Origin of the sequence: Saliphagus sp. LR7 (genome assembly GCF_003344565.1) — an archaeon.
GTDB lineage: Archaea > Halobacteriota > Halobacteria > Halobacteriales > Natrialbaceae > Saliphagus > Saliphagus infecundisoli.
Map to the genome: position 1 here is coordinate 1 of NZ_QPND01000026.1, position 16,486 is coordinate 16,486.

The 16,486-nt window shown below is 53.3% G+C and carries 18 protein-coding genes and 1 pseudogene; 13 read left to right on the forward strand and 6 right to left on the reverse strand.

Annotated elements, in window-relative coordinates; all coding sequences use genetic code 11:
- From DVH23_RS24765 to DVH23_RS23850, 5 genes and pseudogenes are all read left to right on the forward strand, one after another.
- Positions 1–180: hypothetical protein (locus DVH23_RS24765; protein WP_232833856.1), on the forward strand; the 180-nt coding region annotated here is incomplete at its 5' end.
- Positions 128–862, forward strand: a pseudogene (locus tag DVH23_RS20345) (nucleotidyl transferase AbiEii/AbiGii toxin family protein); the annotation flags it as partial. The gene DVH23_RS24765 and the pseudogene DVH23_RS20345, both read left to right, overlap by 53 nt.
- Before the next feature lie 635 nt (positions 863–1,497).
- Positions 1,498–2,952 carry an orc1/cdc6 family replication initiation protein gene (locus DVH23_RS20350; RefSeq protein ID WP_394342648.1) on the forward strand — a complete coding sequence of 485 codons (1,455 nt, stop codon included), beginning with the start codon at positions 1,498–1,500 and terminating at the stop codon, positions 2,950–2,952.
- A gap of 1,055 nt (positions 2,953–4,007) precedes the next feature.
- Positions 4,008–4,808 carry a ParA family protein gene (locus DVH23_RS20355; RefSeq protein WP_114579215.1) on the forward strand — a complete coding sequence of 267 codons (801 nt, stop codon included), beginning with the start codon at positions 4,008–4,010 and terminating at the stop codon, positions 4,806–4,808.
- Positions 4,805–5,383, forward strand: a complete 579-nt coding sequence (locus DVH23_RS23850) for a hypothetical protein (protein ID WP_157972522.1) — start codon at positions 4,805–4,807, stop codon at positions 5,381–5,383. The genes DVH23_RS20355 and DVH23_RS23850 overlap by 4 nt, the downstream gene beginning before the upstream one ends.
- A gap of 129 nt (positions 5,384–5,512) precedes the next feature.
- Here DVH23_RS23850 and DVH23_RS20365 read toward each other — a convergent pair whose 3' ends face one another.
- Positions 5,513–6,802, reverse strand: coding sequence for a tyrosine-type recombinase/integrase (locus DVH23_RS20365; RefSeq protein ID WP_198668032.1), 1,290 nt, complete (start codon positions 6,800–6,802; stop codon positions 5,513–5,515).
- 322 nt (positions 6,803–7,124) lie between these two features.
- Between DVH23_RS20365 and DVH23_RS20370 the strand changes: the two genes are divergently transcribed.
- Both DVH23_RS20370 and DVH23_RS25345 read left to right on the forward strand, forming a co-directional pair.
- Positions 7,125–7,661, forward strand: coding sequence for a winged helix-turn-helix domain-containing protein (locus tag DVH23_RS20370; protein WP_114579218.1), 537 nt, complete (start codon positions 7,125–7,127; stop codon positions 7,659–7,661).
- The gene (locus tag DVH23_RS25345) at positions 7,662–8,099 is read left to right on the forward strand and encodes a hypothetical protein (RefSeq protein ID WP_114579219.1); all 438 of its coding nucleotides are present in this window, start codon (positions 7,662–7,664) and stop codon (positions 8,097–8,099) included.
- Positions 8,100–8,622: 523 nt separating this feature from the next.
- Here DVH23_RS25345 and DVH23_RS20380 read toward each other — a convergent pair.
- The 4 genes from DVH23_RS20380 to DVH23_RS20390 form a co-directional block, all read right to left on the reverse strand.
- Positions 8,623–8,835, reverse strand: coding sequence for a hypothetical protein (locus DVH23_RS20380; protein ID WP_232833857.1), 213 nt, complete (start codon positions 8,833–8,835; stop codon positions 8,623–8,625).
- Entirely contained in the window at positions 8,832–9,086 is a 255-nt protein-coding gene (locus DVH23_RS23855; protein WP_157972523.1) for a hypothetical protein, read from the reverse strand. Before DVH23_RS23855 ends, DVH23_RS20380 begins: the two co-directional genes overlap by 4 nt.
- Before the next feature lie 135 nt (positions 9,087–9,221).
- On the reverse strand, positions 9,222–9,431 hold the full coding sequence (locus tag DVH23_RS20385) for an Hsp70 family protein (protein ID WP_232833858.1): 210 nt from the start codon (positions 9,429–9,431) through the stop codon (positions 9,222–9,224).
- The gene (locus DVH23_RS20390; RefSeq protein WP_114579220.1) at positions 9,406–9,786 is read right to left on the reverse strand and encodes a hypothetical protein; all 381 of its coding nucleotides are present in this window, start codon (positions 9,784–9,786) and stop codon (positions 9,406–9,408) included. Before DVH23_RS20390 ends, DVH23_RS20385 begins: the two co-directional genes overlap by 26 nt.
- 112 nt (positions 9,787–9,898) lie before the next feature.
- Here DVH23_RS20390 and DVH23_RS23860 point away from each other — a divergent pair, with 112 nt between their 5' ends.
- The 4 genes from DVH23_RS23860 (at position 9,899) to DVH23_RS20405 (ending at position 12,637) form a co-directional block, all read left to right on the forward strand.
- Entirely contained in the window at positions 9,899–10,054 is a 156-nt protein-coding gene (locus DVH23_RS23860) for a hypothetical protein (protein WP_157972524.1), read from the forward strand.
- Entirely contained in the window at positions 10,051–10,716 is a 666-nt protein-coding gene (locus DVH23_RS20395) for an HNH endonuclease (protein WP_114579221.1), read from the forward strand. Before DVH23_RS23860 ends, DVH23_RS20395 begins: the two co-directional genes overlap by 4 nt.
- Before the next feature lie 68 nt (positions 10,717–10,784).
- Positions 10,785–11,666 carry a hypothetical protein gene (locus tag DVH23_RS20400; protein WP_157972525.1) on the forward strand — a complete coding sequence of 294 codons (882 nt, stop codon included), beginning with the start codon at positions 10,785–10,787 and terminating at the stop codon, positions 11,664–11,666.
- Positions 11,667–11,668: 2 nt separating this feature from the next.
- A complete protein-coding gene (locus DVH23_RS20405) occupies positions 11,669–12,637 on the forward strand; it encodes a hypothetical protein (protein ID WP_114579223.1) in 969 nt (322 codons plus the stop codon).
- 28 nt (positions 12,638–12,665) lie between these two features.
- On the opposite strand, the gene DVH23_RS20410 is transcribed toward DVH23_RS20405, so the two are convergent.
- Positions 12,666–13,958 (reverse strand): hypothetical protein, encoded by a 1,293-nt coding sequence (locus tag DVH23_RS20410; RefSeq protein WP_114579224.1) that lies wholly within the window; start codon positions 13,956–13,958, stop codon positions 12,666–12,668.
- A 365-nt stretch (positions 13,959–14,323) separates the two neighbouring features.
- On the opposite strand from DVH23_RS20410, the gene DVH23_RS20415 reads away from it, so the two are divergent.
- Together DVH23_RS20415 and DVH23_RS20425 are read left to right on the forward strand one after the other, a co-directional pair.
- A complete protein-coding gene (locus DVH23_RS20415) occupies positions 14,324–14,770 on the forward strand; it encodes a hypothetical protein (RefSeq protein WP_114579225.1) in 447 nt (148 codons plus the stop codon).
- Between the two features lie 96 nt (positions 14,771–14,866).
- Complete coding sequence (locus tag DVH23_RS20425; protein ID WP_198668033.1) at positions 14,867–16,438, forward strand: hypothetical protein; 1,572 nt, start codon at positions 14,867–14,869, stop codon at positions 16,436–16,438.
- The last annotated feature ends 48 nt before the right edge of the window (positions 16,439–16,486 follow it).

A 16,486-nucleotide genomic window follows, 5' to 3' on the forward strand; every position in this document is an offset into this window, starting at 1 on the left:
GAGCTCGTCTCCAAGGCTGTTGACGACAAAATTAAGCAGGTGCTCTTCCTCTACCTCGTTGTCTGCTTGGGTTTGTTGCACGCACTCTCCAAGCAGACACTTACTCTAACCCGATGTGATCGACTGAAACTATGTCAACTCGTGGCTCCTCTGGGGGATCTTCACGAGCGACTATGGTGAAAATCTGCTGTTCAAGGGCGGCACGGCGCTGAGCAAACTGTACTTTCCGCAGTCGTGGCGCTTCTCCGAGGACCTCGACTTCGGTGTCACAGGCCAGTATCAGGGGTCAAAGAGAGAGTTGAGAGCGCTGCTCGATACGGTCGCCGATCGCTCCGGGATCAAGTTCTCGATTCGAGAGCACCACGAATCCCAGCAGGAGCACTACCCGACCCACTACGTCGACATCAGTATCCAGTACCGTGCCGTATTCGGCCACCCCAATACGACCAGCATCGACGTAATGGTCGACGAGCATGTCGCCTTCGACCCGGTTCAGCATACCCACGCGTACGAGGACATCCCCGAATTCAACCTCCACGCGTACAGCGTCGAGGAGATTTTCGCCGAAAAGCTCCGTGCGATCTACCAGCGCGGGGCTGCCCGTGACTACTATGACCTCTACCAACTACTCGAAACCGGTTCGGTCACCATTGACTTTGCCGACGTGGGGCCCGCATTCGAAGCGAAGTGCGAACACGACGGGCTCACCGTCGATCTGGCGACCGGGCTTCCGGAGGACCAGCAGGACGTAATTCGCCAGCAGTGGGACACAACGCTCCCAGATCTTACAGGAAATCCGCCAGCGTTCGAGACCGTCTGGGAACGATTGGATGCGGCAATTTCTCAACAGGGGTCGACGTAGTCAACGACGGTTATCAGTATTGCAGATCAACGTAGTTAGATTTGGAACTGAGGTCTTAACCAACGTTTCCCAGAAAGGGAATAATGTTGGTTAATAGAGCACAACCTGCTCGCAGCCGAAAAGACGCTCCAGCAGATCTACGAGACCATCCCCGACAAGCCCGAGAAGATGGTCAAATACGAGAACGCACCCGTCCAACGACGCGTGATCGGTCAAGCTCGGTGACGTCGAAATACAAAAGTCCAGTCAATCCGGACGAATAGGAGAATTTCGGTAACGAGACGTTGTTTTTCTATCAATTTGACACCCCGTCTTCGAAGTGAAAATCATTGAGCCACACCAACAAGGAAGAGAGACTAGACCGGTTTTCACATCGATGACGGGGAGGTACGGCCTAGTATTTACACTTCGATCATGGGGGGATGGTGTTTTTCGACATACATATTCAAGTTTATAGGAATTGCGACGGCTCTGTGTTACACATCGATGACGGGGGGTTCGTGCCAGATATACTTCGGTGCCGGTTCGAACCTATGTCCATTAGACCGTAGAATTTAGGCATTATATTGGCTACAGAGACTGAATAAACATCGACGGAGGTCAAACTTTTTAATGCTCCGGTGTACATGGGAAATATGGCCGGTAGTGATCAAGATGGGGCGGATCAATCCACGCTTGATGAAGGAACTAGTTCTACAGAGGGTGGACAGCAGATAGAAGCCGCCCGCAAGGATGCTGCCGGAGACGCGAGCTCGAATCAGGAATCTACTGAAGAGAGCACTCAGCGGTCAATCCGTGATATGCTCGACGATGAGGGGGGAGCATCAGTCTTCGTAAACCGTGACCTTGTCGAGCCAGACACGATTATCGATGAGGAGCGGATCGTCGGTCGTGACGACCAGCTTGAGTCCGTTGTTTCGTTTCTGAAGCCGACACTTCAAGGAAATCGGCCGCCGAATATGTTGCTGTACGGTCCCGCTGGAACAGGTAAGTCACTCATCATCGGGGCAGTCACACAGCAGATCATCGAACTCTGCCAATCAAAGGGCGAACGCTTCGGAGTTGTCGATATTAACTGTCAGCCGATCAATACTCTTGATCAGGCCGTCTACGAACTCGTCCAAACCGTTACCCAGGACATCGGTACGGAAATCGGCGTACCAGAAACAGGCGTGTCGACGAAGCGCAAGTACCGACGCCTGTACGAACTTATCAACGAACATTATGACTCTGTCATCTTTATTCTTGATGAGATTGACCTCTTGGTCGGCCGGCGCGAAAACGACGAACCCGCATACTCGAAACTTCTGTATCAGTTGTCACGAGCGAGCAACACCAACGAGATCGAAGGCCGCGTGTCCGTAGCAGCACTAACAAACGATCCAAAATTCATGGAAGACATCGATGGGCGTGCCGAGAGTTCATTCAACCCCCGTGATGTCTACTTTCCAGACTACGACGCGAATCAGTTGCGCAAAATTCTCCAAAATCGTCGTGATGCCTTCCGTCAAGATGCCCTCAAAGATGACGTAATTCCGCTCGTAGCAGCGTTCGCTGCGCAGAGTCATGGTGACGCACGAAAAGCTATCGACCTGTTCCGCGGGGCCGGGGACCTCGCAGACGAACGTGGAGATGAAGGAGTCACAGAGGACCACGTCCGAGAGTCCCAAGAAGAGATCGACAAAGACCGGTCGCTGAAACTCGTTGAGGGGCTCACAACACAAAAGAAAATTTCACTATATGCGACTGCAGCAGTTGCTCACTATTCGAACTGGACAGGCAGTTCCGTCCCAAGTCCGGTCGGATTCAAGGTCTACCAGTGGGTGACGAATGAACTCGATGCTGACCAGATGACCCGTGAAACGTACGTCAAATACGTCAAGGAACTCTCGACGTATGGGTTGATTTCGGCATCCCGAAAGAGCCGAGGACGAGGTGGCGGGATGTATATGGAATTCACGTTCACAGGTGACCCAGAAGCGATGATGACCCGGATTATCGATGACACTCGTCTTGAGGGTATAGCTGAGCAGGAGGAACTCCTCAGCTCAGTCGTAAACGCTCAGCTAAAAGAATTCCACAATCAGTGAAAGGTGTGGAGGCTCATTTTGGATTACACTCCCCCCGTGTTCGATGTGTAAAGCCGAGGTGACCGAGGTAAGGAGGTGAGAGAGGATCGAAGTCTCAGTCGACCGAGTTTAGAGACAAAAGACGTTCCACACCTTGTATTCCACTCAGGTTACACGAGAACCACCAGGATAGACAATCTCGTAACCCCCACCCCCCGTCATCGAAGTGTAAACAACGGGGGAGAGAGGAGATAATTTCACTAAGGGAAATGGTATACATCATCATAAGGACGTGAGATAGCCAAGAACACCCGGAAGAGGAGAAGAGAGGATGGACGTTTCAGAGATCACCGTCGTTCAGTTAGTCGAAGTTTTCTCCTCCTAACTTTCGTACTTGGTTCTAGTACGGTTTTGGTTGTGAAGGCTCATACATAAAACTTCGTCAGACAATATGCTTTTCTCATGAGTATGGAATTCTTGCTTCTGAATCCTCCTTCTCGGCGTCTACGGCCTTATCGGCAGTTTTGACCTTCTTATGTCGTTACCTTCTTCCTCATCTCATGATTTTACACATCGATGACGGGGGGAGGGAGTGCAGTCATAGCTCCTTCAATACACTTTTTGGTTGTCACTTCCCGGAAATCGGTATCTCGGTAGAACCCGCGTATCCGGACAAACAGGTGACGAGTATTCTCAGCTACCTCAGACACATCAGATACACAGGTGGGGAGAGATTCTGGCCCTACCCAAAGCATTGGCCTCAGATACTTCAGATACGATTGCAGCCTCAAAGCTGAACAAATCTGCGTTTAGTAACTCACCTCAGATATACCAGACAGGTCAGTCATGCCAGTTATTCACGTACGATCTATTGCTCAGTAATATCAGACACAACAGGTGAATCGGAACGATTGGGGGATTGGGCCACAGTCCGACCAGTCTTCTCATGTATTCCAGATACACCCCACTAAGTTTCCAGTATCGTAATCGGTCTCGATCAGAACTATCAGACACATCAGATACCACAGATACGTCTGACAAACAATTATATCAGGTGCCTCAGATACAATAGACACATGACACAGATCATCGCCATCTCGAATCAAGCAGGTGGGGTCGGGAAGACCACTACCACGATCAATCTCGGTGGTGCGCTCGCCAACGAAGGGCACGACGTTCTCTTAATCGATGCTGACCCGCAAGGAACCCTAACCGAGGGCACGGGATTTCGCGACCTCTACGACCAGAAGATTCCGTCACTCCACCAAGTGATGGTCGATCCTTCACGGACCGAAGAAATCAACGATATCGTCCAGCATCATGATGAATTCGATGTCATCCCAGCTAACAAGGCGATGGACGGCCTCAAGGACATGCTGGTCACACAGGTCGCGAACAGCGAGATGCGGCTCAAAATCGCTATCAACGAGCTCACGCACGACTACGACTTCATCCTTATAGACTGCCCACCTGATCTCAGTCAAATTCTGGACAACGCTCTCCTCGCGGCCGAGTCAGTTCTTATCCCTGTTGAGCCAACTCGGCGATCTATCCGCGCCATTGAGAAGATGAACGAGGAGATCGATTATCTTACGAATAGCTTCCCTGGTCAGATCAAGGCCATTGATATCCTCGGAATCGTCATAAACTCCGTCGAGAGCGTCCAGAACAACGATACCAAGCAGATGATCGAGTTCTTTAATGATGCACCATACGACGTATTTCAGGTTCCGAACCGAGTCGCTATCCGGCGTGCCTGGAATAGTGGTGTCTCCATCTTCACTCACGAGGATACCGCGAAAACCGAAGATGCTCGTGAGGCCTATACCGAAATCGCGGCAATGCTCGAACGCCATACGACAGAGGTGAAAGCATGAGCAGTGAGGATGACCAAGATGATCTTGACGAGCGAAAGGGCGAACTTTGGAGTATGGATGAGGTGAGAAGTGGCGGAGGTTCAGCGACAGCGGATCCCGAAGAGGCTGAGGTGAGGGAAGATACCTCAGTCCCACCCGGATCGGATGATGAAGCCAATTCCTCATACGATTCGGATACAGAAGATACAGTGGATGGAGCGTCTGCCACGACGGAATCCAAAATAAAAGATTCTTCAGATACGTCCGAGCCTTCAGACCTCTCAGATACCTCAGATACTGAAGACACATCTGTCAAAGTCGAGGAGGACCCGGCGTTGCAGGCTCACGGCGAAACCGTCCGACAGATGGCGATAGATGCAGAAAACAAGGGGCTCGCTGTTCGTGACCTCCACAACGTAAACGTCTATCTCTTCGAGAGCGTTTACCACGATATGCGGACGAAGTTCAAGGAACTTGATACAGAATATTATGCAGCTCACGGCGAAGATCTCTCCAAGAATAAGGATTTCTTCAATGCCGTCTTCCGGGCTGGTCTCGAGAGCCCGCAGCTGAAAGAAGAGCTCGAAATCGAGTAAGAACCCAATCTTCAGGACCCTCTGCTGGATTCCTTTTTTCAGAAACGATTGATACTGCTTTCGGCAAGTACACTTCGTAGGGATACCGTTGATCTGGCTGTCGCCTGGCTCAGAGAATATATCGAGTCGCTACGAATCGACGACCGTAAAGAGACCTTCCAAGTCGCCACGCATCTCCTCGCGGCGGTGCCCTCGCTTTTCCGCCTTCGAGAGGTAGTTATCGAGGACGACGTCGGCTGATTTCGATCCCTGTTCTTCTGCGATATCCTCGAACCGCTCAGCCACCCGTTTGACCGCGGCTCCATAGGCCGTATACCAGTATCGGCGCCCCATCTTCGGGGTTGGCGTCGATCCGTCAACGGTCACTCCTGCCTCCTCAGCGAGTTTTTGAAAGTGCCGGCGGGCGGTCTCAGTGGAGATGTGACCGGACTTTGAGGAGGATGATGGCAACAGGTAGCCGTTCCAGTCGCCGCCATGTTCGTCGTGGAGGGTATTGATTCGCGATTCGAGCTCCTCGACACCGACTAGCAACGCAACAGTCCCCGGCCCGTTCTTGCGTTCGTTCTCGCCAAAGTCGATGTACGGATCCGGACCCTCGGGATCATCCTCGTCGGGAGTCAGCGTGAGCTGGCGCGTATGGAGAGCACAGACCTCGCTCGGCCGGAGTCCCCATCCACAGACTCCACTGACGAGAAGGCGGTCAGCTGGCGTCTCAGCCGTCTTGTAGAGTGACTGAATCTGATCTGCCTCGAGTGCGGGATTGTCCCAGTCAGGCGTCGAATCCCATCCAAATCGCCGTTCGAGCCGTGTCGTTGGATCGTAATCGGCTTTCCCGAAGTCGACGCGGTGTTGGTAGAATTGCCGGACCTCCTGGACGTACTTGAGCCGTGATGCGTGCGTATTCAGCGTCTCGTCGAGTCGTCGCAGGACGTCGAATGTGTCCGCGACACGGGTTTTCTCCTCGGAACTGCCCTGCTCAGACTGGAGGGGAGAGAGCAGGTCATCGGTGTCGTTCACCTGCTGGTAGGTTTCGACATAGCGGCGAAGTACCGAGCGCCGAGTTGCGATTGTCGATTCAGCCCGCCCCTGTCGGTCCCTGAGCTCATGCAGGTAGGATTCGAGGGCCTGACGGGTGTCTTGATCGTCGACGAACGCGAACGGGCTCTCTTCGGTTCTGTCGTGTGGCGGAACGCCGATCTCATCGTAGAAGTCTCCGGGTGAGAGGTCGAAGGTCCGGGAGAGATGTGCGATAAAGCCTCGATAGCGGTCACTCAGCCAGGCATAGGTCGGTGTCTCGTGGTCGGGATCGAGGCCATCAGCCTGCATCTCTTGGGTGATTTCCTCGTGATAGAAGGCTTCGCAGTCCTCGAGGTCCATCGTGCTATAGCGTGGTGAGTCGGTGCTCGTGTCGGTGGACATTGATGACGTGGTGGTGTGAAGCCGAGTACTGTTGTATTCGAGCTTTGCAGGTGATCGGCGAAATCGCGTTACGGAAGGCGACTCGCTCCGTGTCTGTGTAATTCTAAGCCGGTTGTTCTCAGTGGTTAGAGGGTTAGCCTTGATTTACTTAACCTTTGTGTGGTGTGGTTTCCCAGTTCAGAAAACTACAACAACACAATATCGGCCCAACTAATAACTCCAGATAATAAACCATATGATGGTATATCGACTGCCGGAGCTTCCTTGATCAAATATATGCGAATTCTAAAGATATATTGCGGAGTAGTACGTAGGAAGAGCTATGGCCGACTTCGACCCCACTCCACCGGCAGAGGCCGTCGACGAGGTCCGACACCGCTGGCACGAGAGTACTGACACGTTCGGCCGTGTCTATGATACCATCCTCGGAATTACAGACCCAACGCCCTACTCCGAAATCGCGGAGATCGCGGACTGTTCTCCGAACGCAGCGAAAAAGCACTTAGAACGTCTTGCAGAAATGGGCATCGTGCGCGCCGATCGCGAAAGCCGTCCCGCTCGGTACGAACGCAACGATGGCTACCTCGAGTGGCAGGAGGCGAGTCGCCTCGCACAAGAACTGAGCCTCGAGGAGATTATCGAACGCGTCCGGCGACTTGAAGATCGTCAAGACGAGTTCGAGGAGCGGTTCGAGACAACGGATCCAGCGTCGGTATCGGTATTCGATCAGGACGATCATGACTTAATTCACGAGCGGATGGACGCCATCAGCGAGTGGCAGTCCATCGACCGGGATATTCGCCTGTACGACCTCGCACGCCAGCTCGTCCAAAACGATGGCCACCTCCTGCCAGCGTAGATGAGTCCGTCACCAGATGACGAGCCAGCATCGACAGGCCCACCCGATCGACAGACTCTCCGCTTTCTCGAACGTATCCTCGCAGACGAATCAGTGGTCACCACAACCGAGTTCGAACCCGACAGCTACGAGCCGACCCTTCTCCGCGCACTGGTTGATGTGGGCCGATATCCGCCCGCAATCGAGACTACCCGTTTGGATATTCGCTGGTTCACGAGCGGAGACTTCTCGATGCACTATATCGAAACCCGTGCAAACGGAGACCAGTGGGAGTGTCGATGGGACCGCCACCCTAATTCACACAACGCACGCCTCCATTTCCATCAGCCGCCAACCGGTGACAAAGTTGAGGATCTCACAGTCTCGTCAGTGCACCCATTGGATATCGTGTCACTGGTACTCGCTGCGATCGAACAACGAATCACGCAACACTGGTGAATCGACGAATCCTGATAAGCAACTTCTTCCCGAATTGGGCCTATTTCTTCGGCCGACATGGTGGACCCAGCCGGTGCGGGCTTATAATCTGCCTGCTCGACTGTGGTTGAGGGTAAACAAGTTGATCAACACCTCGCATTGGCTATTGGTAATCTCTATTGGCATTTCACCCTCACAACGTGTCCCCTTCTCATCTTTTGAGAAAAGACAGCACGAACACAGTTCTGAGATTGTGTTACAAGCGTATTATTGTAATTGACTCTGGATTGCTACGCTAGTGTCGTTCACAGATATGGCCCTCAGTCAGCCTGATTCATACCACTTGTGAATCTAAACTCGAAACAGGAGTTCTGCCCGGGTGTACTCTCAAAATCCCAATGATTCATGTGAATATGGAGGTGTGAAATCTCTCAGACCCGATTTCATAGAGGCACCTCTTCGTGAGACAGTTGGTCACCAAGAGGATGAATCTCGTCCTGGAGATGCTTTCTGGGCGTACGAACGGATGTCTATAGAACCACTCTCAGTTCTTGGTCGTGTTCTTCGGATCAACGGGCGCGATGTACTTGTTTTTCCACGAGTTGCCCTCCCGCCACTGCCAGTAATAATACTCGTAGCCGGGCTTCGTCTCTTTGATCGTGATGTACGCACCACTGGTGGCTACGCCTTTGTACTCCTGAGGATCGGTCGAAATTCTGCGTTCTCTGAGATGGAACTCTTCATCGATAGGGATCATCCTGAACGCCGGCTTCTGAGAACGAATACTATTCCGATCCATGCCAGAGCCATTCCTATATAAAGAAGAAAAGCGGCACCCAAGAGAGGCAGAAGACCCTCCATGTCTCCTGCTTGTGCTGCTGTTGAGATCGTCACAAAGGGGTTTTCCAAAGTAAAGTGAAGGAGAATGAACGTTACCCCCAAAGCGAACACTCCTGGAAGAATCAGTAGAGGTGGAGTTGTTGATACTTCATTGGGGTTCTCTATCATACGCCATAACTGTTAGATGTCACCACTTAACACTATCTATTGCTTTCTAAACTTATTTATCGTATTTAACAGTGTCACCGAGTGTGGATGAGGAGGCTACAACTCTCCAAGCGGCACAGACCGAGTGCCTCGGCGTCAAGCCCGGGGGTTCCTGATTTTGATGGTGAGCCGAGAGGGTGTGGTCCGCTCGCCGCAGCCGTTTTCGAGGATTGTGAGCTCGGCTGTGTCCGCCTCAGCAAGGGCAATCGCGCTGTTGGTTGTTCCCAGATCGATTCCGATTGCAGGTGTGTCACTGATGGATTTAGTGGTGAGGGGGGTGTCAGCTAGTCGTGTTTTTTGGATCAACAGGTGCGATGTATTGGTTCTCCCAGGAATCCTCTCCAGATCTCCATTGCCAGTAATAATATTTATAGCCAGGTTTCGTTTCCTTAATCGTAATATAGGCTCCGCTAGCAGTGACGTCGTCGTAGTCGGCCGGATCGGTCGAGATTCCACGTGCTTCGAGTTCGGCCTGTTCGTCGTCGCTAATCGACTCGCGTTTTCGCGCTTCGGCGAGTTCTTGTTCGCGTTTGGCACGCTTCCAGCGAGCGAGCTCACGAGCGTACGCACTTACTTCATCGAGCCGGTCGGGAGACTGACGTTCGAGTGGGTTGAGGAGTGTCTTTGGGAGGTCCGGTGGTTCTGGTTTGTCTTCGGCCATCGTCTTCGTAGTTACCCCACGAGGTCTAGATCTATAGTTGTTGTGGGGTAACTCTCTTGGAGCCTTTTCTCTCTGGCGAACACTTATGTAGAGTAATATAAGATATGCCTGTATGTATCGACGGCGGCTCCTCACCGTCTCAGGTGCGTTGCTCGCCGGTTTGGGAGACCACGTAACGCTTACGGACGAACTCAACGGCGACCCTACAGTTACATCGAGCCTCTGGTATTCCATGGACACACGGCTCGTGGAGGCAGCCCGCGAATGAGTCGATCTTCAGACCGAATCAAAGCACGATACGACAATCCCGACAACTACTCGGGGCGATTCCCGCCGGACTGGGAGGCACGCCGCAAGAGAGTGTACCGACGCGACGACTGGACGTGCCAGAACTGCGGGCGAAAGAGTGGCCCCCACGCTGGAAACGAGGGTGAAGAACTCCATGCCCATCATATCCAAGAGTACGCCAACGGGGGGTCGAACAGCCTGTCGAACCTCGAGACGCTGTGCGGACCGTGCCACCAGAACAGCCACGATCACGATATCTTCCGGGACGACGGCCCGCGCGTGTATGGGATCGGGGCGCTGCGAGCGAGCCCGCGAGGAGTTGTTGCCGCGGTCGTGTTCGCAGTGTGGGTTGGATTGCTTGCCCGCCTATTTGCCTGGGGTGCAGGGACAGGACAAGGGACGCTTGAGGACGAGGCGGTCTGGATCGGCCTGCCAGCTGGGGTAGCGGTACTCTGCGTGTTGTTGTTCCCGTTCTACAGTACGGTACTCCTGGGGCTAGTTGCGGCAGGGTCCACTGTACTGATATTCCAAGGATTCGGGCTGAGCCCCCAGTTACTGGCGATGGTGCTGGTGGTGTGGCCGCCGGTTTTGATCGGGGCGTGGGCGTTCCTCCGAGGCCACCTCCGATCATGGTGGTCGTGAGTTACAATATTGGGGGAAATTTTATTACCGATAGATATCGAGTATTATAGAACAGGTAAAGCGAGCCAATGGCACTCACAACGTATATTCCAGGGATGGCAGCTGGCCGGACACTGCGCAATATGGTCGTATTCGTACTGTACCTCGTCTGCTTCCCACTGGTGCCGGTGGTTCTCGCGCTCGCCGTGTTCTCGAACTACAACAGAGTGGCAGATCGGCTCGCACGGCGCAACACGCCCGGATTCTCTCCCGGCGGAGGGGTGATGCCGGCAGCAGTGACGTTTTTCGCCCTCACAGTGGTGGTCCTGCTGGTCGTAAGCCTCGGTGTCGCGCCGTTCATGGTGCTCGGGGATGCGGGTGGCTCTGACAGTCCAGCTGAGAATGATACCGAGGGTGACGCCGACGAACTATCAGTTGACCAGGGAGCGAATGAGACGGACGGTCTCGATAATCAGGGGTTTGGTGGGGACTCGTTCCTTGGTGATAGTGAAGGAGGTGCAGAGGAGAATCTATCAGAAAGTGAAAGAGAGGAAAATACCCATGAGATGTTCCAAGAACTACTGACTAACAATGGGTATGAAATCACAAATGGGTCGATGGAGGATGGTATTATCTCTCTGGAGTATCGGACGTATGCAGAAGATCGGGAGGAACTATTTGATGAAATATTTGACCTCTCTGCACAGTATATAGCATTTGAGGATATTCTTCAAAATGAGATGGCAGACGAGTATGAGGGCGCGTTCGTAGAGCAAACGGAGGGACTTCACGTCACAATCATAGATTACGAAGGCGAGGAGCAAGGATCTTATTCCATTGAAGGAGAGTGGGCACGGGATCTATATTCAGGAGACATGTCCAATGAGGAATTTCAGGATCGGATTGAGGGGACCATAGAAATTTCCGACGGTTTTGAGGAAGACGACAACGGTAACGACAGCAGCAACTAACGATGGTCGAGAAATACCTGGCAGACCAGAGTCGCCTGTCACGGCGTAGTTGGCTCTTGGGAGCTGGGACCCTCATAATCCTGAGTGGAACGGTGGGATGCCTCGGACTTGGAGATGACGATGAGGAGGCTGGGGAACCGGAGAATGAGACGGATGGCAACGGGTCGGAAGACACATCGACCCAACCAAATGGTGAGAGGAATGAAACCACCGACACCGAATCACTAGACGCCAACCAAAGCAACGATACTGGATCGGACGACGCCGAGGTGAGCGAACCTGAAGATAATGACAGCTCGATACTCGACGAAGAACTCAACGACAACGAATCGGATGACGGTGATGAGAACGACTCCGAAGGCGATCAAGCAGATTTAGACAACGAATCGGACGGCAACGAGACACAGAAGAACGATACGGCTGAGGAAGCCCAAGAAAATCTGGACAACGACAGCACCGACAACAGCAGCAATGAGTCGAGTGACGGCGACAAGAACGCCTCCGAAAGCAATCAAGACGAGTCTGAGGGGGAGAGGGAGTTCGAGCAGATCATTATCGAGGCGTTGTCCTATCAGGTTGACTACCCTGCTGATTGGGAGATGGTCGAGACGGACGAGAGTATCCCGGTTATAATCGCTAACTCCAACGAAACTGCATGGCTCTGGATCGATATCAGGGAAACCTCTCTCGATCTTGAGGGGGATATCACCAACTACCGACAGAATTTCGAGCCCAACCCAGATTTTGAAATCCATGAAGACGAGCCGATGACACTCGCGAGCGGTGAGGATGGCCATCGGTTCGTCATCGAGGTGACTGAGAGCCCAGAGAATCCACTTTTCGCTCACGAACTCTTGGCGAATGAGCATGGAAACGAGTACTTGACTTCCGTCCAGGTTTCGCGACCAGAATACGACGAGGAGTACGCTGAGTTGGCAGAAGAAATCCTTGCGTCAGTTACTCTTCGCTAACACATGACACCTGTTTCCAGAAAGGATGTCAGTCTGAGTTGACGATAACGTTTTGAAGATTATCGATGCCCACGCCACCAACGAGGCGACGAAGGCCAGCCTCCCAGCCGACAGTGTTGATCTCGATGTCGTGGGCCTCGAGGGAGTTTGTGTACGGCGAGACGTAGATCGCATCCGTGTTTTCGTGGAGCGTGATTGTTGAGTTCTCGACGACGGCTGGGCCGGCCGGTGCCGATCCGCCTTCCCCGCGCGTCCCGAAGCCGTACGTCCCTCCAGCCCCGCCGCCCTCGGCATACGAGATCTCGACTTCACAGTTGCGCACGAGCTGCGGGCCATCTTGGAGTAGGATTCCACGCGGGTTGATGTAGACACCCTCCGGCTTCTCATCGATCAGGACGTGGCAGTTTTCAATGACGGAGCCTGGATACGGCCCGTTGAGGGCTTCCTCTTTGTCGTCGGTTCCATCCAGCCATTCAACGGGTTCCCAATCATTGCCTCCATTGTTCCGAATCTGGGACCCACCGCCGTTCCAAACGGTGCACCCCGAGACGATCTTTCGACCGGTGCCCCCCCGAGGGTAGACCGTGTTATCGGGCCAGGGTCCACAGACCATGTTGCGGATCACGGTCGTCCCCTGTTGATTGGGATGGCCCGTAAACCCCGTCGATCCCCAGCTTTGCCCGAAATCGGGATGCTCAGGTCCCTCATCGAACCGGCGCTCTGTTCGGGTATTGATCGTATCGATATAATGGAGCCCGCCGCCGCGCATATCGATCGAGTCAACGAGAGCGACCGAGTCGGGAGTGGCGCTCGCGACGCGCAAATTGGCAAATGATCCGAGTGAATGAGTCCCGTGGAAGACGATATTCCGGATCTCAGCCTGTCCATCGATGAACGCATTGAGGCCCTGCATTCCCGCGTTTTCATGCCATCCCCAGTCGAAAATGAGGCCGCCGAAGACGAGATCGCCATGTGGGTTCGTTGGGGTCCCGATACGGAACATCATCGTAGAGCCGGTATACTCGCCCCGATCGACAGTGTGTCTATTGATTGCTTTGACCTCACCATGCCGAATAGTCGCGTTCTGGCCGATTAACCCAACGTTCGAGGTACTCGTCCGTCGGAAGGGGCGATTCATCTTGTATTCGCCTTCCGGGAGTAGGATCAGCCGGTCGTTGTGCCAGGCTTGTCTGAGAGGGCCATCGATCGGCTGTTCGCCCGATGGGTCCGCACCGAAATCGCCGACGAGATTGACGACCTCGGAAAACTGCTGTGCATAGTCTTCGGGAGAGATTACAGGTGAGACGTCTCCGCCCTCCATTGTGCGATACCTTTGCCTACCCTGTTGCATTTGGTCGCCACAGCCTGCGAGGATTGCTGTCCCTGTGGTAGCCCCGATCCCGGCTAAGAGTTTTCGACGAGTCAGTGTGGAGGGTTTCACACGGTGTCTCCTCTTAGTTTGAAGAGACTCCACTGCTATATTCTTTATACTTGTTTATGATTTCTTATAAAACGACGCAAAACTAATAGCTAATGGAAGAAGTGCTAAATATGAAATACTGTATATACTTAATTATGGGGCGTAATTTTGAAATACTTTAAAGAAATTCTAAGATATGTTGAATTAGTAAAATAGACTGAAATTCGCCCAAAATTATTTATACAATTGACTAGAGTGGCTCTTGTATGGCTTCGGATAACAATTGCCATGGGAAATTAACCCAAGCAACGAAACGTGCCCTGGTTGGCCAGAGTGTCGCAATAGCTCAGATCTCGGTATTCGTCGCAGCGGTGGTGATCTTGATCCAGCCAGTTATTGCCCAGTCAGCGCTCGAGGAAGCTAGTAGTGTTGCTTGTTCGGGCGCGCTCGGACAGGCCATATTCCTCTTCTTTGGGTTGCTGACGTTGGTCCTCATCCTGATCGGATTGGCTCAAGTTGCGATCGGCTTCTTGGGAACTGGCCGTGGCAGTGGTCGCCGAGGCGAGCGCAACACGGTTGTCAATGGCGTAATTACGCTCATCGGGGGCTTGTTCCTCGGGTCGATGGGCGCAGTCCTTGACTATCTCGGTGTTAACCTCGACAGCTGCCTCGAGGGCGGCGAGATACTGGTTGTCATGCCATTCCTGTTCTGATTATCGGGCATGGGATCCCAGCTACCAATCGATACACGATGGATACTGATAGCGATTTTGGGTCTCGGACTGCTGAGTATCCCGTTACTTGGTGGTGTGGGTGTCGCCGAGGCCCAAGAGAATGAGAGCAATGAATCGGACGATGATGGATTCGGTGCGGAGCCCGATGGCAGCTCGAACATCTCGATCGACTATGGTGGCGGAGATTCTGAAGACGTGGTGGTCGAAGACACTGGTGAGGAAGAAGATGACTCAAATGAGAATGCATCTGAGGAGGATGGAGGTGGTGGAGATACCCCCTCTTTTCGAGAGAATGCCGAAAATTATAGAGATGAGTTCCTCAGTCAAGGCCGGGACTTTGCTGAAGAAAATGTTCCGGGGGCTGAAAGACTCGGTAACATCTACGACACGGCGAAAGCCGCAGAGGAAACAATAACGGGCGGAGCCGATGCAGTACATTCGCCAGGCGAGTGGGCTCACTCTGTGGCGGTGTATTTCACCACGGCAGCACTCAACGAGTTGATTGCGCTTATCAACGCGTTGCACGCGTATGCTATCCAAGTTCCCGCACCTGGTGAGGCGACAGATCCCTCGACTTGGACCGAACCTGAGAGTGGGTTCTGGCAGACCGTTTATTCGGTGATGTCGTGGCCGCTTGTCCTCGGTATCATGTGGCTCATCACGCAGTTCGGCATTTCGTTTTCTTATGATAGCGCCGAAAAGAGACGGCGATCGTGGAAGCGGGTCGGGTTTGCAGGGCTGATGATATTTGGGACGTTCGTGTTCTTCCCCGGTTTACTGCATCTATTTGCCGAACTGGCTGAAGAAATCTATCCCGATGGTGAGCAGTTCATCAGCGTCGACGGCGCCGTTCGATTCGGGCTTGGAGTGATTGTGTTGGCTGTCTTAGTCTTCTTCAAGGGGATCATCGTCATCGCAGCCTTAGTCGCGATCATCGCAATGAACTTTCTGACGTATGTCGTGGGGCTGTTTTGGCCTCTGATGTGGGCTGCATGGGCGTCTCACGGTCAAGCTCGTGCTTACGGCAGCTTTGGGTTGTTCATCTTTGGGGGTATTCTGGCACTCTCGATCATCCAATCGATCATCTTACGATTCCTCATATTCCTCCCGCTGGGCGAATCGGTCGCGGGAACTGCCGGCTCGATCGTGTTAATCGCGTTCGGGGTCGGTTTCGCACTCGCATATCTTCCGTGGAAGTTCCTTCAGAAGGCCCAGCTCGCCGCATCGATCAAGATGGGAAGGGAGCAAACGGAAAAAGCGTTGGATCGAACAGTCCATCAAGCACCGGGAGAAGTCAAACGCATCGCCTCCGACTTCTATGATCGCGGGTCTGGCGAACAAACGACGCTCGATCAATATTCCACTGGTAGCGGGTGGACCAGTGGGATCCGCGATCGGTTTGGCAGGAGTAGTGGGGGATCCAGCACGGATAGTGGTGGCTCTGGCGACGATGGGTCACCCGGGTCTAGTACGGGTGGTGGCGGGGGCTCGTCGTCACGTAGCGGGTCTTCCGGCGGGAGCACCGGGCAGTCAGTCGAGACGAGCAACACGGACCAGGATAGTGTCGACCCGATTGATACTGATTATGAGCATCAAACGTTCGACGAAATGGAGAAGGAACGCATCGATCGGATACTGAACTCCTAACCACCCAACCCAATGTCAACCCAATCAACGGTAAGCGGCTCAGAGGAA

Coding starts and splice junctions, on each gene's coding strand:
- DVH23_RS20415 (WP_114579225.1), top strand. CDS start 14,324: ATGGCTTCGGATAACAATTGCCATGGGAAATTAACCCAAGCAACGAAA.
- DVH23_RS20395 (WP_114579221.1), top strand. CDS start 10,051: ATGAGTCGATCTTCAGACCGAATCAAAGCACGATACGACAATCCCGAC.
- DVH23_RS23860 (WP_157972524.1), top strand. CDS start 9,899: ATGTATCGACGGCGGCTCCTCACCGTCTCAGGTGCGTTGCTCGCCGGT.
- DVH23_RS20380 (WP_232833857.1), bottom strand. CDS start 8,835: ATGATCCCTATCGATGAAGAGTTCCATCTCAGAGAACGCAGAATTTCG.
- DVH23_RS20365 (WP_198668032.1), bottom strand. CDS start 6,802: ATGTCCACCGACACGAGCACCGACTCACCACGCTATAGCACGATGGAC.
- DVH23_RS20410 (WP_114579224.1), bottom strand. CDS start 13,958: ATGGAGGGCGGAGACGTCTCACCTGTAATCTCTCCCGAAGACTATGCA.
- DVH23_RS23850 (WP_157972522.1), top strand. CDS start 4,805: ATGAGCAGTGAGGATGACCAAGATGATCTTGACGAGCGAAAGGGCGAA.
- DVH23_RS20405 (WP_114579223.1), top strand. CDS start 11,669: ATGGTCGAGAAATACCTGGCAGACCAGAGTCGCCTGTCACGGCGTAGT.
- DVH23_RS20355 (WP_114579215.1), top strand. CDS start 4,008: ATGACACAGATCATCGCCATCTCGAATCAAGCAGGTGGGGTCGGGAAG.
- DVH23_RS25345 (WP_114579219.1), top strand. CDS start 7,662: ATGAGTCCGTCACCAGATGACGAGCCAGCATCGACAGGCCCACCCGAT.
- DVH23_RS23855 (WP_157972523.1), bottom strand. CDS start 9,086: ATGATAGAGAACCCCAATGAAGTATCAACAACTCCACCTCTACTGATT.
- DVH23_RS20390 (WP_114579220.1), bottom strand. CDS start 9,786: ATGGCCGAAGACAAACCAGAACCACCGGACCTCCCAAAGACACTCCTC.
- DVH23_RS20350 (WP_394342648.1), top strand. CDS start 1,498: ATGGCCGGTAGTGATCAAGATGGGGCGGATCAATCCACGCTTGATGAA.
- DVH23_RS20370 (WP_114579218.1), top strand. CDS start 7,125: ATGGCCGACTTCGACCCCACTCCACCGGCAGAGGCCGTCGACGAGGTC.
- DVH23_RS20400 (WP_157972525.1), top strand. CDS start 10,785: ATGGCACTCACAACGTATATTCCAGGGATGGCAGCTGGCCGGACACTG.